This is a genomic window from Caballeronia sp. AZ7_KS35 (assembly GCF_023631045.1).
GTDB classification, from domain to species: domain Bacteria; phylum Pseudomonadota; class Gammaproteobacteria; order Burkholderiales; family Burkholderiaceae; genus Caballeronia; species Caballeronia zhejiangensis.
Genome location: NZ_JALQDV010000003.1, coordinates 434,137 through 459,260, shown reverse-complemented (window position 1 = coordinate 459,260; position 25,124 = coordinate 434,137). Strand labels below are relative to the sequence as shown.

The window sequence follows — 25,124 nt, the reverse complement described above, 5'->3', positions numbered from 1 at the left end:
AAGCCGGATTTTAGTCGACGCGAGCGGTTCGGCTCCAGCAGTGACCGAACAATCGGCCGGTTCGCGGCGAACCCTTGGACGAATTCTTGCTCGAACCCTAGCGCGAACGCCCCGCTCTTCGCCCTTTTGTTTGTTTCCTGGCCGCTAATGAATAACCACAACGTCAATCAGAAGTTCTTCCATATCCTGCTGTGCGTCGTGACGCTCGCGCTCGCCTGGGTGCTGCTGCCGTTTTTTGGCGCCATCTTCTGGGGTGCGATTCTCGCGATCCTGTTTCAGCCGATGCAGCGTTACCTCGCCGCGCGCTTCGGCAAGCGTCGAAACCTCGCCGCGCTGACGACGCTGGCCGCCGCGATTCTCATCGTCATCATTCCGCTCGCGATCGTCGCGGTGACGCTCGTGCAGGAAATCGCCCTCGTCTACGCGCGGATCAAGAGCGGCGAGCTGAATTTCGGGCTTTACTTCCAGCATGTGCTGCACGCGTTGCCGGCGTCGGTGCAGCAACTGCTCGGCCGTTATGGACTCGACGACATTCCCGGCGTGCAGCGCAAGCTGATGGAAGGCGCGTCGCAGATCAGCCAGTTCGCCGCGACGCAGGCGCTGTCGATCGGGCAGAACACGTTCCAGTTCGTGGTGAGCTTCGGCGTGATGCTTTATCTGGTGTTTTTTCTACTGCGCGATGGCGGCGAAATCGGACGGCGCATCCGGCGCGCGATTCCGCTCGATCCCGAGCCGAAGCAGCATCTGATCGCGAAGTTCACGACCGTGGTGCGCGCGACGGTCAAGGGGAACATCGCGGTTGCGGCCGTGCAGGGTCTTCTCGGCGGGCTGATTTTCTGGATTCTCGGCATCGGCGGTTCGCTTTTGTGGGGCGTGCTGATGGCGTTTTTGTCGCTGCTGCCCGCGGTCGGCGCGGCAATCGTGTGGGCGCCCGCCGCGCTCTACTTTTTCATGACGGGGCAAATCGTCAAGGGGCTGATTCTGGTCGCGTTCTGCGTCGTGGTGATCGGGCTCGTCGATAACGTACTGCGACCGATTCTCGTCGGCAAGGATACGAAAATGCCGGACTGGGTCGTGCTCATTTCGACGCTCGGCGGGATGGCGCTTTTCGGCATCAACGGGTTCGTGATCGGGCCGCTCGTCGCGGCGCTGTTCATGGCGAGCTGGGATTTGTTTTCGCAGGATGGGGTGAGCGGCCGGGGCGAGTGACGCGCGTTGGTCTGCCTGGTGTCGTGGCCTGCTCGTCTGTAACGAATCATCAAGAAGATGTGTCTTGGCGTGTAGGCTGTCTGTATGGTGGCGGTTTCGAACCACCATCCGGCAGTACCGCATGACAACCGATCCCAGACTCGCAAAACTTCGAGCAACGGCAACTGGCTTTTTACTTTGCGCGGTGCTCGCCGGTTGCAACGGCAGGCACGACGACATGCCCGCCGCGGCCGACGACGTTCCGGTGCTTTCGGTTCCCCTCAAGCGTGACGGCCACTGGCTCCTCGAGGCGCGCAGCGCGGACGGCAAATCAGTGCGGGTCCTTCTGGATACAGGTGCGACCCTGAACGTACTCGATAGTCGCGGTCGGCTGGCCGCCGTCCCGATGACGCCGGCCGCCGAAGCGGTTTTCCTCAGGAACGGCCTGCTATCGGAGCCCGTTGGCGACCGCGCCGTCACGAGCGGAACGGCGAGCGACACGATGCGCATGGAGCTTGGCACGAGTCCGGCGATCCGTCTCGACGGTTGGTCGATGGCGGCGGGCGGACCGGTGCTCATCGGTGACATGGCGCGCCTTGCTTCCGTCGATGAGAGGCCTTTCGACGGCATCATCGGGATGGAGTCGATGCGCAATCTGACATGGCGAGCCGATTATGTTGCCGGGCGGCTCTCCGCGTATGCCGGCGAAGCACCTGCGCATGCATGGCAGCAGTGCGCGTTCATGACGCTGGATGCCGCGCAGCGAACGCCGCTCATCGAACTGCGTCTCAGGGACGAATCTTTGCCGTTCCTGCTCGATACGGGCGACAACGGGGATGTCGCGCTGCCACAGGAAACGTTCGATGCGATCGCGGAAGCGCAATGGTTCGAGCGCATCAATACGACCTTTTCCTACGATGCGACCGATCGATTCACGCCGAATCAGCAGGGTTTGATCGCCGGATTCGCCATCGGTCAGAAGGCGCTACCGAAACTCACGGTGCTGGCAGGCTCACCAACGCCTCGTATCGGCCAGGGCTTGTTGGAAAAGATGGACCGCTTCGAAATGGATTTCCGTCACTACCGGTTCTGCTTCGATCTTCCCGATACGCCCAAAGACAGCACGCCCTCTATTATCGGCGCTGGCCTGCAGCGCGCTGGCGATCGCTACAGGGTCGCCGCACTCGCACCGGACGGCAGATTGGCCGCAAGCGGCATCGAGATTGGCGATCGGGTCGTCATGGTTGAGCGGACGTCGGTTGCGACGCTTAAGTTCGTCCGTCTGCTCGAACTGTTGAACGCGGCCGCGACCGGCGAGGTGACTATCGAACGAGGGAAACGCACGCTGGTTATCAAGTTGAAGGCGATCTGAATTGCGGCGCGTAGTGGTGGTCTCGCAGCATTGGCGCGCTGCCATGCCACGTACCCCGGTTACTTCGAAGGTAGTTCCGACGCTGCGCTGCGCAGTTGTTCTGCGCGTCTGCTGTTGAGTTCTGCGATGCACGCGAGTCGCCTGATCTCGTGAGAATTCCCTGCGGCCCCACCATTGAGTGACGCTGAGAATTTGCATTGAGCCTCACGATACTGAGTGAACGACTTATTCGACGTTGAGAGACTCGCTCGGGCCGCGCGGCTGAATCTGTCGTCTTCATCCCACTGCGCGAGCGCGCTGATAGCATTCTGTTCGGCCTGTTTCAAATCGCGTTCGCTCTGATTTGCTTTTTCCTCCAGGCACGCGCGCACGTGCACCTGCGAAAAGTGGAGTGAACTGCATTGTGCGCGTAGTTCCTTTTCGCTCAACACTGAATTTGCATGACCGAAAAATGGAAAGCAGGCTATTAGACTCACGCCGACGCGCCTTAACGTACTCATGGCCTTCTCATTCTTCATCGCGCAATAATGGTCCAGACGTAGTCGAATTTTTTTGCGTACTCGCTGTCCCCACCGCCGTTATAGCGATTCGCAATCATGGCTGAGTTTATCGGTCGCCAGCCAGTGATGACTTGTCCGATCGATGCCTTTCGGCACTTTAAGATTTGACCCGAGCGCAGGATATTCGCTGCCGGATTCAGGCTTTTGAGCACATCGACCGTACTCCCCTGCGCCTTTGCGATCTTTTCGAGGCTATCGCCAGCCTTGACGGTTACATCGAACGTTCTGGAATCGCCGTCCAGCACACTTCGGTACTCGAATCTTGCCGAACGCATGAGCAGATAACCCACTCCCGCCCGAATGTTATGAAGGGGGTCTGCTCTGACCGACGCGACCGTGAGGCGGGACTTCCATGCTGGCGGCAGAATCAAGTCTCCACCTTCCTTGGCAGAGAGCAGCGCTGACAGCCCCGGATCTCCTGCTACACCTATTTGCATCGGCTTCTTTTTTCCATTCGGAACTGTTGGCGCCGGATTCGACCCATGTCATTGCCTTGATGATCCGCCAATCGAGCGGTCGATATCCCGCGTTTCCGATCAGGTGATGATTGAATTCGCTGACCGCCAGCTGAACTTCATTGTCCCAACTGTTCCATCTATCATCCCCAACCGCTGCACTTATTCCGTCGCGCCATTTATCAGAACTGGGTGCTGAATTGTCCGCCATGGTTCGATCCTCCTGCGGACAATTCTCAGTCATGTAGGGCAGATTGTTTAGACGAATCCTCTTAATTCGTGGCTGACTGCGATCCATGCGAAGCGACGTCTGAGCAAAAAAAAACGCGCCGTCCTTTCAAGACGGCGCGCGTTGTTCAGATAACTGTCGGAGGTGATGTCAGCGCGTACTCGGCGCCGTATACCGGCATTCGAACCGCTTCCTCACCGTTCCGTTTTCATCGACGCTTTCCAGATAAACGTCGAATTGCCACAAGCGCGCCATGTGCTTGAGCACTTCGTCGCTATCGTTCGCGAGATGGCGGTTATCCGTCATGAAATGCCGCAGCGTCAGGCTGCGATCCCCACGCGTGTTCACCGAATAAACCTGAATGTTCGGCTCCCGATGATGAATATCGTATTGCCGCGACAGCGCCTGACGCACGTAACGATATCCGCTGTCGTCATGAATGGCCGACACTTCCAGCGCATCGCGCATATCGTCATCGAGAATCGAGAACAGACGCATTTCCCGGATCAGATGCGGCGACAAATACTGCGCGATAAAGCTCTCGTCCTTGAAATTGCGCATCGCATAATGCAGCGATTCCAGCCAGTCGCTTCCCGCGAGTTCCGGGAACCATTCGCGATCCTCGTCCGTCGGGTTTTCGCAGATGCGGCGAATGTCGCTCATCATCGAAAAGCCGAGGGCGTACGGATTGATGCCGCTGTAATACGGCTTCGTCACCGGCGGCTGATACACCACATTCGAATGCGAATGCAGAAACTCCATCATGAAGCTGTCTTCGAGACGGCCTTCGTTATAAAGCGTGTTCAGCAATGTGTAATGCCAGAACGTGGCCCAGCCTTCGTTCATGACTTGCGTCTGCCGCTGCGGATAAAAATATTGCCCGATCTTGCGCACGATGCGGATCACTTCCCGCTCCCACGGCTCAAGCAACGGCGCATTCTTCTCCGCGAAATACAGCAGATTCTCCTGCGGCTCCGGCGGATACCGGCTTTCGGTTTCCTCGGGCGACGGCTCCTTGCCCTTGGGCAGCGTGCGCCACAGTTCGTTGACCTGCGATTGCAGATACGCTTCGCGCTCGCGGCGCATCGCCGCTTCCTTCGCCAGCGACAGTTTCTGCGGCCGCTTGTAGCGATCGACGCCGTAATTCATCAGCGCGTGGCACGAATCGAGCAGTTCCTCGACGCGATCCAGCCCGTAACGCTCCTCGCACTCCGCGATGTAATTCTTCGCATAGACGAGGTAATCGATGATCGCGTGCGCGTCCGTCCACAGGCGGAAAAGATAATTGCCCTTGAAAAAGGAGTTGTGCCCGTACGCGGCGTGCGCAATCACGAGTGCCTGCATCGTCATGGTGTTCTCTTCCATGAGATACGCGATGCAGGGATTCGAGTTGATAACGATCTCATACGCGAGGCCCATCTGCCCGCGCCGATAGCCTTTCTCGGTCGCAAGAAAGTGCTTGCCGAACGACCAGTGGCGATAATTCACCGGCATGCCGACGGACGCATACGCATCCATCATCTGCTCGGAGCTGATGATTTCCAGTTGGATCGGATAGGTGTCGAGACCATAACGGTTCGCGACGCGCGATATCTCGGCGTCGTACTCCTCGATCAGTTCGACGCTCCAGTCCGACGGGCACGGCAGCGGTCGCCGCTTCTCCGATACATTCATTCTGCCTTCCTCGTGCGCGCCGTCTGCTTTCGCGGACGCCTTGCGTTGCCTGGCCTCTGATTCGAGCTGGGAATCCACACGATCGTCCGTGCCTTCCAGCTGATACCCACGCGTCTCGTTGTGCAAATGCCGCGTCGTCATGCGGCCGCCTGCTGCTTTTCGAACAGCTCGCGGAACACCGGATAGATGTCCGCCGCCGAATCGACCTTCTTCATGGCGAGTTCAGGCGCGCCCATCGCAAGCTGAGCATACTCCAACCAGAGATTCTGCTCCTCCGGCGCAACTTGAATATAGGCAAAATACCGGACCTTCGGCAGGATGTCTTCCGCGAGCAGCTTGCGGCACTTGGGCGAGTCGTCCGTCCAGTTGTCGCCGTCCGATGCCTGCGCGCCGTAAATGTTCCATTCAGTCGGCGAATAACGCTCGTCCATGATCTTCTTCATGAGTTCGAGCGCGCTCGACACAACCGTGCCGCCGCTTTCCGTCGAATGGAAGAACGTGTCTTCGTCCACTTCTTCCGCGCGCGTATGGTGCCGGATGAACACGACTTCGATCTTCTCGTAGTTCCGCTGCAGGAACAGATACAAAAGGATGAAGAAGCGCTTGGACAAATCCTTGCGTTGCTCGTCCATCGAACCGGAGACGTCCATCAGGCAGAACATCACGGCCTTGCTCGACGGCGTCGGCTGCTTCACGCGATTGATATAGCGCAGGTCGAACGGATCGATGAACGGAATGCGCGTGATCCGGCCCTGCATGATGACAATATCCGCTTCGAGCCGGGCGATGTCTTCCGGATCGCCGTTCTCTTCCTTCAGTTGTTCGAGCTGGCGCTCCATCTCACGCAGTTGCGATGCAAGCGGCCAGCCGAGCGCGATGCGCCGTCCGAGCGCGGAGCGCAGCGATCTCACCACGTCGATATTGTTGGGCGTGCCTTCCGCCGCCCAGCCCGCGCGCACGTTCTTCCACGTCGGCACGGCGAGCAGTTGCGTCTTGACGAGGCGCGGTAGTTCGAGATCGTCGAAGAAGTACTGCATGAACTCTTCGCGCGAGAGCTCGAAAACGAAGTCGTCCTGCCCTTCGCCTTCGTTGCTCGCACTCTTGCCGCCGCCGCCCGCGCCGCCCGGCGGGCGCGGAATCTTGTCGCCGCGAATGTAATCCGCATTGCCCGGATGAACGTACTCGCGCTTGCCGCCCGGTCCGTGACGGAACGAGGGCTCGGAGATGTCCTTCTTGGGAATGGTGATGCTCTGAGTGCTTTGAATGTCTTTGATGCTGCGATCGCGCACCGCGTCGGAAACGGCGCGGCGAATGTAACTCTTGACGCGTCGCAGGAAGCGCTCGCGATTGGCGATGCTCTTGTTCTTGCCGGCTAACCTGCGGTCGATGATTTGGTGCAGCACATCCAGTCTCCCGCGTTATTGGCGAGGTTGTGAGGCGCTGCGCGGAGCTTCGACTGATCGCAGCGTCTTTCGTCTCGCAAACTGTCCACTGTGCGGTCCGGTTGCAATCCACGCGCCCGGGCCGCCGGGACTTCCTGACTATCGCTTTGCGCGGGACCGGAGCCAGGCGCTTCGAGCGCCGGCTCCCGTCTTGCCTTGCTTACATCACGACGACTTGCGCACGCGCAGATACCAGTCGCACAGGAGCCGGACCTGCTTCGGCGTATAACCCTTCGCGACCATGCGATTGACGAAGTCTTCGTGCTTGCGTTGCTCTTCGGCCGATCCTTTCGCGTTGAACGAAATCACCGGCAGAAGTTCTTCCGTGTTGGAGAACATCTTCTTCTCGATCACCACACGCAGCTTCTCATAGCTGATCCACGCGGGGTTCTTGCCGCCATTGGCCGCACGAGCGCGCAACACGAAGTTCACGATCTCGTTGCGGAAGTCCTTCGGGTTGCTGATGCCCGCGGGCTTCTCGATCTTCTCCAACTCGGCGTTCAATGCCGCGCGGTCGAAGCTCTCGCCGGTGTCGTGATCGCGGAACTCCTGATCCTGAATCCAGAAGTCCGCATACGTCACATAGCGGTCGAAGATGTTTTGTCCATACTCCGAATACGACTCCAGATAAGCGGTCTGAATCTCCTTGCCGATGAACTCGGCATAGCGCGAAGCGAGCACGTCCTTGATGAACGACAGATACTTCTGCTCCGTTTCCGGCGGGAACTGCTCGCGCTCGATCTGCTGTTCGAGCACGTACATGAGATGCACCGGATTCGCCGCGACCTCGCTCGAATCGAAGTTGAAGACACGCGACAGGATCTTGAACGCGAAACGCGTGGACACGCCCGTCATGCCTTCATCGACACCCGCGTAATCGCGATACTCCTGATACGACTTCGCTTTCGGGTCCGTGTCCTTCAGGTTCTCACCGTCGTAGACCTGCATCTTCGAGAAGAGGCTCGAGTTCTCCGGTTCGTGCAGACGCGTGAGCACGGCCATCTGCGCCATCATCTTGAGCGTGCCCGGTGCGCAGACCGCCTCGGCGAGGGACGAATTGCGCAGCAGCTTCTCGTAGATCTTGATCTCTTCGCCGTAGCGCAGGCAGTACGGCACCTTCACGACGAAGATACGATCGAGCAGTGCTTCGTTGTTCTTGTTGTTGCGGAACGCCTTCCACTCCGACTCGTTCGAGTGCGCGAGGATGACGCCGTCGAACGGAATCGCGCCGAAGCCTTCCGTGCCCTTGAAGTTGCCTTCCTGGGTCGCGGTCAGCAGCGGGTGCAGCACCTTGATCGGCGCCTTGAACATCTCGACGAATTCCAGCAAGCCCTGATTGGCGAGGCACAGGCCGCCGGAATAGCTGTAGGCATCGGCGTCGTCCTGCGAATACGTTTCGAGCTTGCGGATGTCCACCTTGCCGACGAGCGACGAGATGTCCTGATTGTTCTCGTCACCAGGCTCGGTCTTCGCAATGCCGATCTGACGAAGAATCGACGGATAGCGGCGCACGACGCGGAACTTGCGGATGTCGCCGTTGTACTCGTGCAGGCGCTTCACCGCCCACGGCGAGAGAATGCTCTTGAGATAGCGGCGCGGAATGCCGTATTGCTCTTCGAGCACCGGACCGTCTTCGTCGTAATCGAAAAGGCCGAGTGGCGATTCGTTGACGGGCGAGCCCTTCAGCGAATAGAACGGCACACGCTCCATGAGCTGCTTGAGTCGTTCGGCGATCGACGACTTGCCGCCGCCCACCGGACCCAGCAGATAAAGGATCTGCTTCTTCTCTTCGAGACCCTGCGCCGCGTGCCGGAAGTAGGACACGACGTTCTCGATCACTTCCTCCATTCCGTAGAACTCGCGGAATGCCGGATACACCTTGATGACCTTGTTTGCAAACACACGCGATAAACGCGGGTCGAGCCGAGTGTCGACCATCTCCGGTTCCCCGATGGCCGTCAACATGCGTTCGCCCGCTGTTGCATATGTGGCAGGATCTTCTTTGCAGAGCGCGAGATACTCTTCGAGCGAGAATTCCTCCTCGCGAGTTTTTTCGAAGCGCGTCGCGAAACTGCTGTAGATATCCATGCTACCTCCTCGCCGAAGTCAGAAAGCTATGCCGTGCGCAACGCGCGTAATCGAAACGACATCGCTTGAAATCATCCTAAACCCTTTCGAATTTTTTTTCACGCACTTGCGTTGTTCATTTGCTTCGAAGAATTCCTAGCTTGGTGCGCTATTTTCGTTCACCTACAATGTTCATCCCAATGTCGCTATCCTCTTGCGCGACATGGTCCCTGCCTGTTCGCTTCCCCGCGCTCTTCGCTACTTATCTACTGCTTCCGTCCGCCAATGCGACGCGCGCCTCACATCCTTGGTTACGTGGACAAGCGCTCAAGAGATGCACGCATCCGATAAAGACGATGCGCGTGCGACATCATCAATAATCGTTCCCGGTGCGGCGCATCCGAACATCAAGCGAGCACCAATTCCAGTTCGCCGATGCGATCGATCGCACCATGCAGCATGCCCGGTCCATCGACGCGATACGCGCCCGTATAGGAACCTGTTGTAATGGTCCAGAACGGCTCGACCGTCAAACCCATGCGAGAACAATGGTTGACGAGCCACGGCAGCAATTCGCGCGGATCTCCCGCGGGATTGCCGAGCGCGGCCGGTGCGATCGACACGCCGTCGAGGGTGAATTCCAGTCGCGGCGTCAGAAAGTCGAAGCCCGGCGCGACGACGTCGTAAGGTTCCATGCCCGATACGACGAGCGCGCCGTTGTTCTGCGAATCCGCGAGCTGGGCCAGCGGATCGAGATTGGGCCATTGAGCGAAACGGCTGTCGACGACTTCGAGCGCGACCGCGATGCCGCCGATCGCGTCGAATACTTCCTCGCGTGTGTAAGGGTCGGGTCGCGCGGGCAGCGCATAGGAAAAGCGGAACGCGACTTCGAGTTCCACGAGCACGCGGAAAAACGATTGAAAAGGTAGGCGCGCGGGCGAAACATGGACGAGCGCGGCGTCGATGGGCGCGCCCGTGGCGAGCGCGTCGGGTGCGCGCGCGCCGATCTTCCAGGCGCCGATGCGCGCATCCGACTCTCTCAGCATCTCGTGCTGGATCGCGTAGGCGGTGGGCGCATCCGCAGGTATGTCGGCCGGCGCCAGCGTGTCGATCAGCTGATGCCGGCTGCGGGCGTCCGCGAGCTTCGCGGCGAGTGTCGATCCGGTCATGTCGATATCCTCGTGTGAGCGGTGAGGCACCCACCAGTGTACGGGTTACCGGATCGACGTTGGTCGCGCGTGTGCACTCGCGCGCATTCAGGCCTTAAGCGCCGTCTGTCGCGCTCAGAACGTCTCCCAGTCGCCGCTTGCCTCCGTCGTGGCGGACGCCTTCGGCGCGGGCGACGGCGCGGCCGGTGCGCGCTTCGCCGACTTCAAGGCAACGCGCGCAGGCATCGTTGCGCGCGGTGCAATTTTCGCCGCCATCGTGGATGCTGCCGGAACAGCAGCAAGCGCCGCGCCGTCCGCGACCTGGAACACCGCCACCGCCTGCCGCAGCCGCCCGGCCTGATCTTCGAGCGACTGCGCGGCGGCCGCCGCTTCCTCGACGAGCGCCGCGTTCTGCTGCGTGACTTCGTCCATCTGCGTGACGGCGCGCGACACCTGCTCGATGCCGCTCGACTGTTCCTCCGACGCCGCCGCGATCTCGCCCATGATGTCGGTCACGCGCTGCACCGCGCCGATGATCTCGCTCATCGTGCGGCCGGCTTCGTCGACGAGCGTCGTGCCCGTCTGCACGCGCGCGACGGACGTGTCGATGAGTTCCTTGATTTCCTTCGCCGCCGCCGACGAGCGTTGCGCCAGACTGCGCACTTCGCCCGCGACGACCGCGAAGCCGCGCCCTTCTTCGCCCGCGCGCGCCGCTTCGACGGCCGCGTTGAGCGCCAGAATGTTGGTCTGGAACGCAATGCCCTCGATGATCGTGATGATGTCCGCGATCTTCGACGAACTGCCGTTGATCTCGCGCATCGTGTCGACGACCTGCGTGACGACCGCGCTGCCCTTGCCGGCGATTTCCGACGCGTTCGCCGCGAGTGCGCTCGCCTGCCGCGCGTTGTCGGCGTTCTGGCGGACGGTGCCGGTCAGCTCTTCCATGCTCGACGCGGTTTCCTGCAGCGCCGATGCCTGTTCTTCCGTGCGCGACGACAGATCGGTATTGCCCGCGGCGATCTGCTGCGTCGCCGACGCGATCGATTCGCTGCCCGAGCGCACCGTGCGGACCGTCGTCAGCAGGCTCGCGCGCATCTTGGCGAGGCCTTCGAGCAACTGGCCCATTTCGTCGCGCGACGTGATGGCGACCTCGCGGCGCAGATCGCCCGCGGCGATCGATTCGAAATGACCGAGCGCCGCTTCGAGCGGCCGCGCGATGGCGCGCCTGAGCGACAGCCACGCGAACGCGGCCGCGGCGATGCCGAGCGCGATCGCGCCGAAGCTCAGCGCGCGGAACCATCCGAAGCGGTCCTGCGTCTCCTCATAGCTTCTCGCGGATGCTTCGGTCAGATGCTTGCGCAGCGCGTCGTTGGCGTTGGCGAGTTCGTTGTACGTCGCCTGCATCGCCTTGGCGTTCGCGATGATGGCGTCGTGATCGTTCGCCAAGACCGCCGCGACGCCCTTGTCGACGATGCCCTGCAGCGCGAGGCGCCGGTCCTGAGCAGCGTCGGCGAGGCGCTTTTCTTCCGGCGCTTGCGGCAGCGCCAGGTATTGCTTCCAGTAGCCGTCCGCGCGTTCGCGCATCATGCGCGCGCGCTCGACCGTGGCCGCCACTTCCGGCGTGCCGGCGAGCAGCGCCGCGCGATCGAACACGAGACGCTCGCGCGCCGCATACATTTCCGCGTTGCCGACGGCGATCGCCGCGGGCATCTGCACCGAATAGGTGTCTTGAAACGCGCGATTCGAATGGCTCATGCCGGTGAGCCCCAACGCGCCGATCGCGATGAGCAGTGCCCCCAGAAACGCCATCGAGATGCCGAGGCGCGCCTTGATCGTCAAAGCTGTTTTCATTGAATTTTTCCCTGATGTCGCTCGCGAGCGGAGTCGTCGTTGCGTGGCAGCGTGCGCGCTGGACATCGCGCGACCGCTATCGATGTAAACGGCGCGAATGTGTCGGCACTTGAGGAATTTGTTTCGTATGAAAAGAAAACGGCGCGTCAGACGCGCCGTGTTTTCAATGAATATTGAAAAGTTATGCTGAAATTTCGCTGCGGTGCGGAATCGATGGTTGCGCGCCCTCGCGCGTCACCGCGATTGCCGCCGCGCGCTGGCCGAACGCGATTGCGTCTATTGCCGCCGCGCCGCGTGCGAGTTCCGCCGAGAAGCCGCCGATGAACGTGTCGCCGGCGGCGGTCGTATCGACCGCTTCGACGCGCGGCGACGGCAGATGAACGCCTTCGTCGTCCGCGCCGTCGAGCAAAGCCAGCACGCCTTGCGCGCCGAGCGTCACGATGACGTTGCGCGCGCCTTTCGCCTTGAGCGCCTGCGCGGCGCGGCGCGCGTCGTCGGGCGTTTCGATGGCGACCCCGGAGAGCGTCGCGGCTTCGAGTTCGTTCGGAATCAGATAGTCGATCAGCGGGAACCAGTCCGGCGGCAACTTGCGCGCCGCGGGCGCGGGATTCAGGATCGTCGTGCGCTTCAGGCGACGGCCGGCGGCGAGCGCGGCGCGCACGGCGTCCGGCGGCGTTTCGAGCTGGCACACGATGACGTCGGCGCGCGCGATGAGCGCCTCCTGCGCTTCGATGCGCGCGGGCGTGACTTCGGCGTTGCTGCCCGCGACGATGACGATCGCGTTCTGGCTCGCATCGTCGACGACGATGAGCGCGACGCCCGTCGGCGCGCTGGCGCTGGTCGCGAGCGCCGTGCAGTCGATGCCTTCCGCTTCGAGGCTGCCTCTGAGCGTGGCGCCGTTCGTATCGTCGCCGACGCAGCCGATCATCGCGACATGCGCGCCCAGGCGCGCCGCGGCGACCGCCTGATTGCTGCCCTTGCCGCCCGGCATCTGCGCGAACGCGTGTCCGGCGAGCGTTTCCCCCGGTCGCGGCAGGCGCGGCGCGCGCGCGACGAGATCCATGTTGAGGCTGCCGACCACGGTCACGCGGCCGGTCTTGGCACTGTCGCCCATCTCGTTTCCTTTGGTTCCTTTACTGCACCGCGGTCGTTAGGCCTTCGCGCCGCGCGACTCGGGCACCACCGCGGTCGATTCGCGGCGCACGAGGCGCGGCGGCACCACGCGGCGGCGCGTCGTGCCCGTCAGCTTGCCGGTGATGCGCTCGATCAGCGTCTGCGCGGCCATTTCGCCGAGCGCGCGCACCGATTGCCCCACCGTCGACAAGGCCGGATAGGTGTAGCGCGACAGCTCGACATCGTCGAAACCGATGATCGAGCAGTCCGTCGGCACGTTGATGTGACGCTCCGCCGCCGCACGCAGCGCGCCGATGCCCATCATGTCGTTGCACGCGAAGATCGCCGTCGGCTTCATGTTGTCGAGCAGGAGCGAGGCCGCCGCGTAACCGCCCGTCGCGGAAAAGTCGCTCTGCTGGATCGCGTTCGGCGCGATTTCCATGCCGCGCTCGGCCATCGCGCGGATGAAGCCGTGCAGGCGCATCGCGGAAACGGCGGTCGCGACGGGGCCTGTGATGCAGCCGATCTTCGAATGCCCGAGCTGCAGCAGATGCCGCGTCGCGAGATACGCGCCCTTTTCGTGGTCGATCTGCACGAGGTCCGATTGCAGCCCCTCGATATTGCGGTCGACGATCACGAGCGGCTCGCGCGCGCCCGCGAGGCATTGCGCGAGCACCGAGTCCTCGCCCGCCGATGCAATCACGAGCCCGTCGATGCGCTTTTCCTGCAGCACGCGCAGGTAGTTGCGCTGCTTCGCGGGATCGTCGTCGGAGTTGCAGAAGAACACGCAATAGCCGTTCTTCGCGCAGCCGTCCTCGACGCCGCGCGCGAGCTCGGCGAAATACGGATTCGTCGCGTTCGGCACGAGCAGGCCGATGGTCGCCGTCGAGCGCGCCTTCAGCGAGCGCGCGACCGCCGACGGCACGTAGTCGAGCTCACGGATCGCCCGCTCGACTTTCGCCCGCACGTCGGCCGAAACCGGCCGCGAATTGTTCACTACGTGGGATACCGTCGTAAACGACACCCCGGCAATGGCTGCCACGTCTTTGATCGTCGCCATACATCGTCCTTCGCTATGCTTTGGTCCAACTGCTCTTATTGGTCGTAAGGCGTCCGGCGCGACCACTTTTCATGCGCCGCTCTGCTTTCCCCGCGCCCTGCCTGCTTCATTGTGTGCGGCGGCGATGAATCCCCGTTCGCCGCTGCCGCCCGCTGCCTTCTCTCGTCGCCGGCCGTTGCTCCACCCCGTTCCGGAGCGCCCGCCTGCGCCGCCCTTCGATCAAACCCGCTTTCTCCTGCTGCGGTATGTATCCAGCACCACCGCCACCACGATCACCGCGCCGGTAATGATGCGCTTGGTCGGCTCGTTCGCGCCGATCTGCGCCAGTCCCGCCGCCAGCACGGAGATGATCAACACGCCGAAAAACGTGCTGATGACCGAGCCGCGCCCGCCCATCAGGCTCGTTCCGCCGATCACGACCGCCGCGATCACCTGCAGTTCCAACCCCGCGCCGGCGTTCGGATCGGCGGCTTCGAGCCGCGAGATCTGAAAGAGCGCCGCGAGTCCGGACAAGGCGCCCATCAGCGCGAAAACGATCACCTTGTACGGCCGCGGATTCACGCCCGCGAGACGCACGGCTTCCTCGTTCGTGCCGATCCCTACGAGATATCGGCCGAAAACCGTCCGGGTCAAGACCAGATGGGCAATTATCATCACCGCGACCGCGATCAGGAACGCGGGCGAGATGCCGAACGCGATCGGATTCGACAGAAAATCGAACGCATCGCCGATGTACGCCGTGCGCGAATTCGTCATCTGATACGCAAGCCCGCGCGCGCCTTCCAGCACGCCGAGCGAGACGATGAACGACGGAATCCGCCACGCCACCGTCACGAGGCCGGTCACGGCGCCCGTCAGCGCGGCGGCCGCGAGCCCGATCAGCGCCGCCGGAAACGCCGGCCAGTGCCACTTCAGCGCGGCCACGCTCACCACCGACGCGCCCAGCGCCAGCACCGAGCCGACCGACAGATCGATGCTCGCAATGATGAGCACGAACGTCATGCCGACCGACATCACGACGAGATCCGGAATCTGGTTCGCGATCGTGCTGAACGTGTCGTACGTCAGAAAGTGCGTGCTCAGCACCGAAAACAGCGCGATCATCGCGGCGAGCGCGCCCGCGAGACCCAGGTAATTCGAAATGCCCAGACGCGTGCCGACGCCTTTCGTGCTCTTCGGCGCATCGGCGGGCAGATTCGCTTCGCTCATTCAATGCTCCACGTTGTCTTCGGGCGCTTTCGCGTCCGGGGCGATGGGCTCGTGCAGGATCGCCTCGCGCTTCGCGTAACCCGAGAACGCCGCCGCGAGCAGCGCGTCCTGCGTCCAGTTCGCGCGCTCGAACACGCCCGTCATGCGCCCCGCCGACATCACGCCGATACGGTCGCAGATCAGCATCAGCTCGCGCAGGTCGCTCGACACGACGACGAGCGCGCGTCCTTCGCGAGCGAGCGCGCCCATCAGCCCGTAGATGTCGAACTTCGCGCCGACGTCGATGCCGCGCGTCGGCTCGTCGAACAGCAGCACCGAGCAGTCGCGCGCGAGCCACCGGCCGATCACGACCTTCTGCTGGTTGCCGCCCGACAGTTCCGACACGGCCTGCGCCGGCCCCGACGTGCGAATCCGCATCGCGTCGATCTGCCGTTGCGCGAGCGCCGCTTCCCGGCGCGCGTCGACCACGCCGTGCCGCGCCACCGCGCCGACGTTGCCCAGTGAAACGTTCGCGGCGATCGGCAGGCTGAGCAGCAGGCCCTCGCCCTTGCGATCCTCCGTGATGAGCGCGATGCCTTCTTCGACCGCATCCGACGGCGATTGCACCGTCACGCGCCGCAGCGCCTGCCCTTTGCGCGCGACGGACACCGTGCCCGCGTCCGCGCGATCCGCGCCGTAGATGAGCCGCATCAGCTCGGTGCGGCCCGCGCCGATCAGCCCGCTCACGCCGAAAATCTCGCCCGCGCGCACCTCGAACGACACGTCGCGCACGGCCGGCAGCCGCGTCATGCCTTCCACTTTCAGCGCGACATCGCCGATCCGCCGTTCGCCCAGATCGATGCGCTCGCCGATCTCGCGTCCGACCATCAGCGTGACGAGCCGGTCGCTCGTGAGCGCGTCCATCGGACCGATATGCACGAGGCGTCCGTCGCGCAGCACGGCCGCGCGCTCGGCGATGCGCCGCAATTCCTCCAGCCGGTGCGAGATGTACACGAGCGCGACGCCGCGCGCCTTCAGCCTTTCGACCTGCTCGAACAGCAGATCGACTTCGCGCGCGGTGAGCATCGCGGTCGGCTCGTCGAGAATCAGCACGCGGCAATCGCCGATCAGATTGCGCGCGATTTCCACCATCTGCTGATGCCCGATGCCGAGACCGCCGACGAGCGTATCCGGATCGATCGCGTCGAGCCCGACTTGCGCCATCGCGTGACGCGCGTCTTCTGCGAGGCGCTTGCGGTCGATCCAGCCGAAGCCCTTGCGCGGCAAGCGGTTCAGAAAGAGATTCTCCGCCACCGATAACGTCGGCAGCAGGTTCAGCTCCTGCATCACCATGCGCACGCCGAGCGATTCGGCCTCCGAGCGGCTCTTCGGCGCGTAGGGCTGGCCCGCGAGCGTCATCGCGCCGGTCGACGGATCGGTCAGCCCGCCGATGATCTTCGACAGCGTGCTCTTGCCCGCGCCGTTCTCGCCGGTCAGCGCGAGCACCTCGCCCGCGACGAGATCGAGCGATACGTCCGTCAGCACCGGCTCGACATAGGTCTTGCCGATGCCCGTCACCGTCAGCACGTTCGCATCGTTCGGTCCGGTCATGGGGCGCTTCAAGGCTCGGTTGTGCATCCTCGGAATGATCCAGCACGGCTGGGCGAAGCCCGCGCGAAAGGCCGCGGAGCGTGCCCGCGCCGTCTGCCTTTCGCGCTCGTCAGTGTGTTATCGGCACGCCCGCCGCGAACTTGAGGCTTCGCGCCGGCTCACTTCGTCACGAGATCGACCGGCGTTTCCACGACCTGCGAAAGCTCCGACTGCTTCTTGTGGCCGGCAATCGCCTTCAACGCCACGTCGATGCCGAACACCGCCTGCTTCGCCGCGTACTGGTCGGCCGTGGCGAGCACGCGGCCGTCCTTGAGCATCGGCTTGATCGCGCCGATGTTGTCGAAGCCGACGACCTGCACCTTGCCCGCCTTGCCCGCCGCGCGAATCGCCGACACGGCGCCGATCGCCATGTTGTCGTTGTCGCACAGGAGCGCCTTCACGTTCGGATTGGCGTTCAGGATCTGCGACGCGACCGCGTTGCCCTTGTCGATTTCCCATTCGCCCGACTGCAGCGCGACCACCTTCATGCCGGCGGCGTCCATCGCCTCCTTGAAGCCCGCGCTGCGCGCCTGCGAATTCGTCGTGGTCGTCACGCCTTCGATGATCGCGACTTCATCGCCCTTCTTCAGTTTCGGCGCGAGATAGTCGCCGACCTTACGCGCGCCCTTCTTGTTGTCCGGTCCGACGAACGGCACGTTCAGATCCTTCGACTTGAGCACGTCCGGATCGAGCCGGTTGTCGATGTTCACGACGATGATCCCCGCGTCCGCCGCCTTCTTGATGACCGGCACGAGCGCCTTCGAATCAGCCGGCGCGATCACGAGCGCATCGACCTTCGAGACGATCATCTGTTCGACGATGCGGATTTGCGCCGCCGTGTCGGTCTCGTCCTTGATGCCGTTGGTGATCAGGTCGAACTGGCTGGCGTTGTGCGCCTGATAGTCTTTCGCGCCGGTTTCCATCGTCAGGAAGAACTCGTTGGCGAGCGATTTCATGACGAGCGCCACCTTGGGCTTGCCCGCCGGCTGCGCGAACGCCGATGACGACGCGAACGGCAATGCGGTGCAGGCGGCGAGCGCGACGGCAGCCGTGAGGACGCGTCGGCGGATGATTCGGTTCATGCGGATCTCCAATGCTTATTCTGGTTTGTTGGTCTTGCGAGATGCAGCGAACGCGAGCAACGCCAATCGAAACGCGCCGGACGCTCGCGCGCCAATGCCTTCGACGCCCTTTCGCGCACGTTTGAACGTTTGCTCGCCGTCGATTCTCGTTGGACAGGCGCCGGAGGTCAATCGGGCTAACGTGTAGTGCAGCACATACGACAACGCCGTCGAACGGCTGCTCGACGGCGTTTTTAGTTGCCTGCGGACAAGACTCAGAAATCTTCGACCGACTGCCCTTCGACCTTGTTGTCGATGATGTCGCGCGCGTAGTCGATGCCCGCGCGCGTCGCGTCGATCGGACTGTCGAACGGTTCCTGATCGGGCACGCCGAACATCACCGAGCGGCCGCTTTCGCCGTGCGCGCTCTTCGCGATCGTCACGACTATGTCGAAGTGTCGCGGGCTGTCGTCCGGCTCGTCGCGATCCTTCGCGCGCCTCAATGCCTGAACCTTGATCTCGAAGCCTTTGTAATGATCCGACAGGGGCGTGGACATGGACGATCTCCTTTCGCATTGACATGCATCGCACGATCATACGTCGACTGCATCGGTCGTGCGGATCGCCGGCGACGAAAGGCGTTTGCAAGCCTCGTTCCCGCGACTCCCGATTTCACCCTATCCCGCACACCGTTCATATTGTGTTTGCCATAATGCGCGGGCGACATGCCGATACAGACACGCGCCGTCGAACAACAACCGTCACTCAAATCAGGGAGCGTCACATGACCATTCGAGCCACCGCCCTCATCGCCGTGCTGAGCCTGACGCTCGGCGCGAACGTCGCCTTCGCCGCCAACAGTCAGCAAAGCAAGATGACCGATTGCAACAAGCAGGCGGGCGACAAGAAAGGCGACGACCGCAAGGCCTTCATGAAGAGCTGTCTGTCCGCCGCCCCGGCTGCCGCATCCGCGCCGATGACGCAGCAGCAGAAGATGACGGCGTGCAACAGCCAAGCAGGCGACAAGAAAGGCGACGACCGCAAGAGTTTCATGAAAAGCTGCCTCAGCAACAAGGGCTGATCTCGCCTGCGTTCGCGTTCTGCACGCCGCGCCGTTCGCGCGCGGCGCCCTTGCGTATTTACGCTCCCTACCGGCCGATATTGCACTGCACCCAAGCTAGTGATTCGCACCGTCGTCTTTTTCTCATAAGATGGCGCGAAGGCGGCCCCTTACGAAATACAAGAAAGACGCCATCGGCCGCCGCCGTTTCGAGCGAGGCGAAAAGCCGCGCATGGAGGCATCGGATGGCATGGAGACACAAGAACCGCTGGTTCAGGCGGTGGCTCGTGGCGATCACGTTCTGGTTCGTGCCGGTGCTGATCGTCGCGGTGAACGAAGTGCGCGAGGAGATGGCGTACAACAACGTCGATCTCCAGAAGTCGCTTGCCAGCTGGGAGTTGACCGATGCCCAACGCGCGGCCGGCGCCGCGGCGCGCTGCCACGGCACGTCCGAAGAAGCGCGCGCAGCCGGTTGTCCCGAAGATGCCATCGCCGCCACCGAGGTGAAGCATCAGGAAGCGCTCAACGAATACGCGCATCGCAAGGCGACGCTCGCCGATTATCTCTGGCATGCGTTCGTCGGCTACTGGATCGTGCCCGCAGCGTTCCTGCTCGTGCTCGGCGTGCTGATCGGCGGCATCCGGCGCGCGCTGCGCCGTCCGCAACACTCGCCCGCGCCGCCTTCCGCCGAAGTAAAAACGACGACCCATCCGTGACCGAGCCTCGGGTACGGTCGTTGCTACTTCCTTCAGCGGTTTTCTCGTACGACCTAAAGGCAGCGTCACGAAAATTCTGCTCGCCTTGGGCCGCACTTCGGGCGAAAACGCCGTTTCCATTTCGGTTTGGTCAAAGCTTCGTCTAACCTTGTATCAGACGATGTGTGCTTCGAAAGATTTGTGTAATTTAACGACGCGCCTGACGCTTATGGGGACGGATTCGGAGTAAGCTAGGTCCGGCTTGTTCGCCCGAATGTTGCGGAGCCTGAAGACCCAAGCCTGACAAGGCTTTCGGCGCATGGGCCGAGGCTCGCGGTTTCACCTTGCTGTGCTATAACTTGGCGTGCCTCACCCTCCCGCTCTTATGGGGTTTCCTAAATTCCACGATGGAGAACAATGATGCAAAGACGAAACTTCATGCTCAAGTCGACGGCCGTGCTGGCAATGGGTGGCCTCGCGCTTGCCGGCTGCACGGCAAACCGGAACGCCGGCAGCGAAGCGGCCGCGGGCGCCGCCGATGACCGCCGCGCCATCGACGCAGATGTCGACAGCACGATCCAGCGTCTCTATGCCACCGTCGGCGGCTCGCGCGAGCTGGTCGCGAAAGCGCGCGGCGTGCTGGTGTTCCCGTCGGTGCTTCAGGCCGGCTTCATCGTCGGCGCGCAATACGGCAAGGGTGCGCTGCGTGTGGGGGGCAGCAGCGTCGGCTACTACAGCACGACGTCCGGCTCGTTCGGCCTGCAGGCAGGCGCGCAGTCGAAGGCGCTGATCTTCCTGTTCATGACGCAGGATGCGCTCGACAAATTCCGCAACTCCGACGGCTGGTCGGCGGGCGCGGACGCATCGGTGGCGTTGGTGAAGATGGGCGCGAACGGCGTGATCGACACGACCACCGCCACGAAACCGGTCGAGGCCATCGTGCTGACCAACGCCGGCCTGATGGCCGACGTGTCGCTGCAAGGCACGAAGGTGTCGCGCATCAAGTACTGAGCGCGTCGCGCTTGACCTCGCGGCGAATGCAAAACCGCCGTGTGGTGCGACCTTCCGGGTCGCGCCACACGGCGGTGTTTTGTTTTTTCCCCCGTCGTGTGGGGTCGCGCGTCAGGTCGTCGTCGCGCGATCGATCACTTTGAAGCGCGCACGCTTCTGCGCGCGCACGACCGACTGATACGCCTCCAGATATTGCCGAGCCATGCGATGCGACGTGAAGCGCTCCTCGAAGCGATTGCGCACGCGCTCGCGCGACAGCGTATGCAGACGATTCACCGCGGCCACCGCACCGATTTCATCCTCGACGATGAAGCCAGACACGCCCTCGTCCACCACTTCCGGCACCGAGCCGCGATTGAACGCGATGACCGGCGTGCCGCACGCCATCGCCTCGATCATCACGAGGCCGAACGGCTCGGGCCAGTCGATCGGAAACACGAGCGCGTGCGCGCCCGACAGGAATTCGGCTTTCTGACTGTCGTTGATCTCGCCGACGTACTCGACATACGGCAGCTCCAGCAGCGGCGCAATCTCGCGCTCGAAATACTCGTGGTCGGCGAAATCGACCTTGGCGGCAATCTTGATCGGCAAGCCGCATCGGCCCGCGATGCGAATGGCCGTATCGACGCGCTTTTCCGGCGAAATGCGTCCGAGGAACGCCAGATACTTCTGCTCCACCGGCTGCGGCACGTAGAGCTTCTCCGGCAAGCCGTGATAAACGGTGCTGACCCATTTCGCCTGCGGCAGCGGATGCCGCTGCGCGTCGGAAATGGAGATTACGGGCGCGGTGTTGAACGTATCGAATACGGGCTGCTGCTCGGGCAGATCGAGCCGGCCGTGCATTGTCGTCACGAACGGCGTGTCCTGGCGCTTGAACAGCGAGAACGAGTAATAGTCCATGTGAAAGTGCAGGACATCGAACTCTTCGGCGCGGCGGCGCACGAGTTCCATCAGCAGCATGTGCGGCGCGATGCGGTCGCGGATCGCCGGGTCGAGCCGCAACGCGCGCGGCCACACGGGTTCCAGGTTGGCGCTGGTCTGCGAATCGCCGGTGGCGAAGAGCGTCACCTCGTGACCGAGCTCGACGAGCGCCTCGGTCAGGTACGACACCACACGCTCGGTCCCGCCATAGAGCTTCGGCGGCACCGATTCGGTCAGCGGAGCAATCTGGGCAATTCTCATCGTTCTCGTCTCCATGCGGATATCGACGTGCGGCTGATCGCTTGCCAGCCGCGGCGCGCACCGAGTATGACAGCGGATCGTAAGGCCGGACAACGAGGTTTGCCCTTACGAATCGTTCCGCCATCCGCTGCGATGAAGCCCATTATCGAGTGCGGATGCGCCCGTTCCGGACGTCTCTTGCACTTTCATCGCTCTGTTACAGCACGGAAACATTCGTTTCCGGCGACGGTTACCGTTCGGCGTCGCCGCGCAGATCGGCGAGGAAGTTGTCGCGCCACACGCCCAGATCGTGCTTGCGCAGCGCCGCCATGTTGGTCTCGTAGCGCTGCTTGCGCTCGGCGAGCGGCATCGCCAGCGCGCGGCCGATGGCCTCGCTCGTGCCGACGATATCATGCGGATTGACCATCACCGCGCCGGTCATTTCATCGGCCGCGCCGGCGAACTGGGAAAGCACGAGCACGCCGGGATCGTCGGGATTCTGCGCCGCGACGTATTCCTTCGCGACGAGATTCATGCCGTCGCGCAGCGGCGTGACGAGCCCGATCTGCGATTCGCGAAACAGCGACATCAGCTTCCAGCGGTCGTATCGCTGATTGAGATAGCGGATCGGCGTGTAATCGAGCCCGGAGTAACGTCCGTTGATGCGCCCCGCTTCGTATTCCAGGTTCTGGCGAATCTGCTGATAGGTTTCGACGTCCGAGCGCGTCGGCGGCGCGATCTGCACGAGCGTGACATTGCCGCGCCACTCGGGCGACTTTTCCAGAAAATGCTCGAACGCGCGGAAGCGCTCGACCAGTCCTTTCGAGTAATCGAGCCGATCCACGCTCATGATGAGCTTACGGCCTTCGAGGCTCTGCTTCAGGTCCATCACGTCCTGACGCGCCTCGCCGCGTTCGGCCTGCTCGGCGATTTCATCGGGAAACACGCCGATGCGATAAACGTTCGTCCGCAGCTTGCGTCCGAAAGCCTCGACGTGGCCGTCGGGCGTCGCGGTGCCGTGCGCGTGCCGGACGATGTAGTCGTGAAACGCGACGCGATCGCTTTCCGTCTGAAACCCGACGACGTCATAGCAGCACAGCGACTTCACCAGTTCCTCGTGCGGCGGAATGTTCAACAGGATCTGCGGCGACGGAAACGGAATGTGCAAAAAGAAGCCGATGCGATTCGTGATGCCCGCCGAGCGCAGCGCCTCGGCGAACGGGATCATGTGATAGTCGTGGACCCAGATGATGTCGCCGGGTTCGAGCAGCTTGATGAGCTTGTGCGCGAGCCACGCGTTCACGCGCCGGTAGCCCGCGTACTCGTCCCGGTCGTAGACGGCGAGATCGTTGCGATAGTGGAAAACCGGCCACAGCATCGCGTTCGAGAAACCGCGGTAGTACTGGTCGTAGTCCTTTTTCGGCAGGCCGACGGTCGCAAAGGTCACCGCGCCGTCCTGTTCGAGTTTCGGTCCCTGATTCGCGACGGTTTCGCTCACGACGTCGCCGCTCCAGCCGAACCAGACGCCGCCGCTGTCCTTCAGCGCGCCGAAGACGCCGACGGCGAGCCCGCCCGCGGAGCCCTTGGTTTCGGTCGGCGTGGCGACCCGGTTGGATACGACGACGAGACGGCTCATAGACTTTCCTTTTCCTCTTCGAACGTGATTAACGTGACTTAACGTGACTTTCTCAGCATCAACCCAAAATTTCGACCCGGAAACGCCGCGCGGGTTTCCGTCAGGTCTTTTCTGCCGGCGCCGGCGCGGTGGACGCCGCCGGGTGCGCCCTCGGGTCCGGCCCGGTCGGCTCGCCGCGGCTCGCGACCGGATCGGCGGCCGTATTCGCCGTGCTTGCCGCGTGTGCCGTGCCCGCCCTTTCGAGCGGCGGCGCGAAATCGACGTGACTTTCCTTGTCGGTCGACAGATCCGCCCGCGCGCGCGGCAGATAGTGCGGATAAGTCGCCTGCACGAAGTTCACGAGCCCTTCGCGCACGCGGCAGCGCAAATCCCAATTCAGCGCCGAGTCGAACGAACTGACGAGCACGCGCAGTTGCATCGCGCGATCGGTGGCGTCGGTGACCTGCAGCACCTGCACACGGCCATCCCATTCCGGCGCGTGCTCGAGGATGCGCTCCAGCTCCTCGCGCAGCGGCGCGAGCGGCATCCGGTAATCGACATACAGAAACACCGTGCCGATGATCTGCGAACTGTTGCGCGTCCAGTTCGTGAACGGATTTTCGATAAACCACTGCAACGGCACGATAAGCCGCCGCTGATCCCAGATGCGGATCGACACGTACGTGCCCGTGATTTCCTCGACGCGTCCCCATTCGCCCTGAATCACGACGACATCGTCGAGGCGAATCGGCTGCGACAGCGCGATCTGCAAGCCCGCGATCAGATTGCCGAGCACCGGCCGCGCGGCGATACCGGCGACGAGCCCGGCGACGCCCGCCGACGCCAGCAGGCTCGCGCCGATCTGCCGCACGCTCGGAAACGCCATCAGCGCCGCGCCGAAACCGATGATTACGATCACCACCATCACCGAGCGCGCGAGCACGCGCGCCTGCGTGTGGATGCGGCGGGCGTTGAGATTGTCGTCGGTGTCGAGCGGATGCGCCTGCACGATCGCCTCGCCCACCGCGCCCGCCGAGCGCGCCGCGAGAAACGTGAGCGCGACGATCAGCGCGACGGTCTCGACATCGCGCAGCACGCCGATGAACGGCAGCGTATCGGGCGCCTCGAAGATCATGAAACCGAGCCCGAGGATGATGAGCAGGATGAGCGCGGGCGTGTCGATATAGCGCAGCACGACGCTCATCAGCGGATAAGGACGCGCGATGCGCACGAGAATGCGCGCGCCGATGCGATGCGCGGCAACCGCAAACGCCACCGCGATGACGGCCACGACGAGCGCGCCGGGCCAGGTGCCGAGCGGACGTTCCGCAAGATTCAGGAAATGGTCGAGTGAGAGCATGAGCGTCGCGGGATCAGCCTCGAGAAAGTGAAAGCGGCGAGGAGGATACGGCGGTCGCATCGCACGGATGCGTGGTGCTGCGCGATTTTGCGCCAGGTTGCAGACAGCAGCGGCGATGGCCGTCCGGGCGCGGCCGTCGCCTCTTGGTTCAGCAAGCGTGACGC

The 25,124-nt window shown here is 62.8% G+C and carries 21 protein-coding genes; 5 read left to right on the top strand and 16 right to left on the bottom strand.

Features of this window, described 5'->3' with window-relative positions:
• The first annotated feature begins 147 nt into the window (after positions 1 to 147).
• Together NCT05_RS08295 and NCT05_RS08290 are read left to right on the top strand one after the other, a co-directional pair.
• Entirely contained in the window at positions 148 to 1,209 is a 1,062-nt protein-coding gene (locus NCT05_RS08295; protein WP_008349635.1) for an AI-2E family transporter, read from the top strand.
• A gap of 121 nt (positions 1,210 to 1,330) precedes the next feature.
• Positions 1,331 to 2,560, top strand: coding sequence for a hypothetical protein (locus tag NCT05_RS08290; RefSeq protein ID WP_250502034.1), 1,230 nt, complete (start codon positions 1,331 to 1,333; stop codon positions 2,558 to 2,560).
• A gap of 59 nt (positions 2,561 to 2,619) precedes the next feature.
• Here NCT05_RS08290 and NCT05_RS08285 read toward each other — a convergent pair whose 3' ends face one another.
• From NCT05_RS08285 to NCT05_RS08225, 13 genes are all read right to left on the bottom strand, one after another.
• Entirely contained in the window at positions 2,620 to 3,060 is a 441-nt protein-coding gene (locus tag NCT05_RS08285) for a lysozyme inhibitor LprI family protein (RefSeq protein WP_033535930.1), read from the bottom strand.
• A gap of 14 nt (positions 3,061 to 3,074) precedes the next feature.
• Positions 3,075 to 3,557 carry a LysM peptidoglycan-binding domain-containing protein gene (locus NCT05_RS08280; protein ID WP_350029354.1) on the bottom strand — a complete coding sequence of 161 codons (483 nt, stop codon included), beginning with the start codon at positions 3,555 to 3,557 and terminating at the stop codon, positions 3,075 to 3,077.
• Between the two features lie 397 nt (positions 3,558 to 3,954).
• A complete protein-coding gene (locus NCT05_RS08275; protein WP_008349642.1) occupies positions 3,955 to 5,619 on the bottom strand; it encodes a SpoVR family protein in 1,665 nt (554 codons plus the stop codon).
• Positions 5,616 to 6,881, bottom strand: a complete 1,266-nt coding sequence (locus NCT05_RS08270) for a YeaH/YhbH family protein (protein ID WP_008349643.1) — start codon at positions 6,879 to 6,881, stop codon at positions 5,616 to 5,618. Before NCT05_RS08270 ends, NCT05_RS08275 begins: the two co-directional genes overlap by 4 nt.
• A gap of 204 nt (positions 6,882 to 7,085) precedes the next feature.
• Complete coding sequence (locus NCT05_RS08265) at positions 7,086 to 9,008, bottom strand: PrkA family serine protein kinase (protein ID WP_008349646.1); 1,923 nt, start codon at positions 9,006 to 9,008, stop codon at positions 7,086 to 7,088.
• A 386-nt stretch (positions 9,009 to 9,394) separates the two neighbouring features.
• Positions 9,395 to 10,156 carry a hydratase gene (locus tag NCT05_RS08260; protein WP_250502033.1) on the bottom strand — a complete coding sequence of 254 codons (762 nt, stop codon included), beginning with the start codon at positions 10,154 to 10,156 and terminating at the stop codon, positions 9,395 to 9,397.
• Positions 10,157 to 10,270: 114 nt separating this feature from the next.
• Positions 10,271 to 11,986, bottom strand: a complete 1,716-nt coding sequence (locus NCT05_RS08255) for a methyl-accepting chemotaxis protein (RefSeq protein WP_008349650.1) — start codon at positions 11,984 to 11,986, stop codon at positions 10,271 to 10,273.
• 181 nt (positions 11,987 to 12,167) lie between these two features.
• The gene (gene rbsK / locus NCT05_RS08250) at positions 12,168 to 13,100 is read right to left on the bottom strand and encodes a ribokinase (RefSeq protein WP_034473383.1); all 933 of its coding nucleotides are present in this window, start codon (positions 13,098 to 13,100) and stop codon (positions 12,168 to 12,170) included.
• A gap of 36 nt (positions 13,101 to 13,136) precedes the next feature.
• Positions 13,137 to 14,159 carry a LacI family DNA-binding transcriptional regulator gene (locus NCT05_RS08245; RefSeq protein ID WP_008349655.1) on the bottom strand — a complete coding sequence of 341 codons (1,023 nt, stop codon included), beginning with the start codon at positions 14,157 to 14,159 and terminating at the stop codon, positions 13,137 to 13,139.
• Between the two features lie 219 nt (positions 14,160 to 14,378).
• Positions 14,379 to 15,368, bottom strand: a complete 990-nt coding sequence (locus tag NCT05_RS08240; RefSeq protein WP_008349658.1) for an ABC transporter permease — start codon at positions 15,366 to 15,368, stop codon at positions 14,379 to 14,381.
• Positions 15,369 to 16,958 carry a sugar ABC transporter ATP-binding protein gene (locus NCT05_RS08235; RefSeq protein WP_008349659.1) on the bottom strand — a complete coding sequence of 530 codons (1,590 nt, stop codon included), beginning with the start codon at positions 16,956 to 16,958 and terminating at the stop codon, positions 15,369 to 15,371.
• Between the two features lie 158 nt (positions 16,959 to 17,116).
• The gene (locus NCT05_RS08230) at positions 17,117 to 18,079 is read right to left on the bottom strand and encodes a sugar ABC transporter substrate-binding protein (RefSeq protein ID WP_250502032.1); all 963 of its coding nucleotides are present in this window, start codon (positions 18,077 to 18,079) and stop codon (positions 17,117 to 17,119) included.
• Positions 18,080 to 18,333: 254 nt separating this feature from the next.
• A complete protein-coding gene (locus NCT05_RS08225; RefSeq protein WP_250502031.1) occupies positions 18,334 to 18,615 on the bottom strand; it encodes a hypothetical protein in 282 nt (93 codons plus the stop codon).
• Between the two features lie 227 nt (positions 18,616 to 18,842).
• Here NCT05_RS08225 and NCT05_RS08220 point away from each other — a divergent pair, with 227 nt between their 5' ends.
• From NCT05_RS08220 to NCT05_RS08210, 3 genes are all read left to right on the top strand, one after another.
• A complete protein-coding gene (locus NCT05_RS08220; RefSeq protein ID WP_008349666.1) occupies positions 18,843 to 19,139 on the top strand; it encodes a PsiF family protein in 297 nt (98 codons plus the stop codon).
• A 224-nt stretch (positions 19,140 to 19,363) separates the two neighbouring features.
• On the top strand, positions 19,364 to 19,834 hold the full coding sequence (locus tag NCT05_RS08215; RefSeq protein WP_250502030.1) for a hypothetical protein: 471 nt from the start codon (positions 19,364 to 19,366) through the stop codon (positions 19,832 to 19,834).
• A gap of 399 nt (positions 19,835 to 20,233) precedes the next feature.
• A complete protein-coding gene (locus tag NCT05_RS08210) occupies positions 20,234 to 20,824 on the top strand; it encodes a BPSL1445 family SYLF domain-containing lipoprotein (protein ID WP_008349670.1) in 591 nt (196 codons plus the stop codon).
• A 111-nt stretch (positions 20,825 to 20,935) separates the two neighbouring features.
• Here NCT05_RS08210 and NCT05_RS08205 read toward each other — a convergent pair whose 3' ends face one another.
• From NCT05_RS08205 to NCT05_RS08195, 3 genes are all read right to left on the bottom strand, one after another.
• The gene (locus tag NCT05_RS08205; RefSeq protein ID WP_008349671.1) at positions 20,936 to 22,006 is read right to left on the bottom strand and encodes a glycosyltransferase family 4 protein; all 1,071 of its coding nucleotides are present in this window, start codon (positions 22,004 to 22,006) and stop codon (positions 20,936 to 20,938) included.
• Between the two features lie 229 nt (positions 22,007 to 22,235).
• The gene (gene otsA / locus NCT05_RS08200; protein WP_175982897.1) at positions 22,236 to 23,621 is read right to left on the bottom strand and encodes an alpha,alpha-trehalose-phosphate synthase (UDP-forming); all 1,386 of its coding nucleotides are present in this window, start codon (positions 23,619 to 23,621) and stop codon (positions 22,236 to 22,238) included.
• Positions 23,622 to 23,721: 100 nt separating this feature from the next.
• Positions 23,722 to 24,960 carry a mechanosensitive ion channel family protein gene (locus NCT05_RS08195; protein ID WP_250502029.1) on the bottom strand — a complete coding sequence of 413 codons (1,239 nt, stop codon included), beginning with the start codon at positions 24,958 to 24,960 and terminating at the stop codon, positions 23,722 to 23,724.
• Positions 24,961 to 25,124 lie beyond the last annotated feature (164 nt).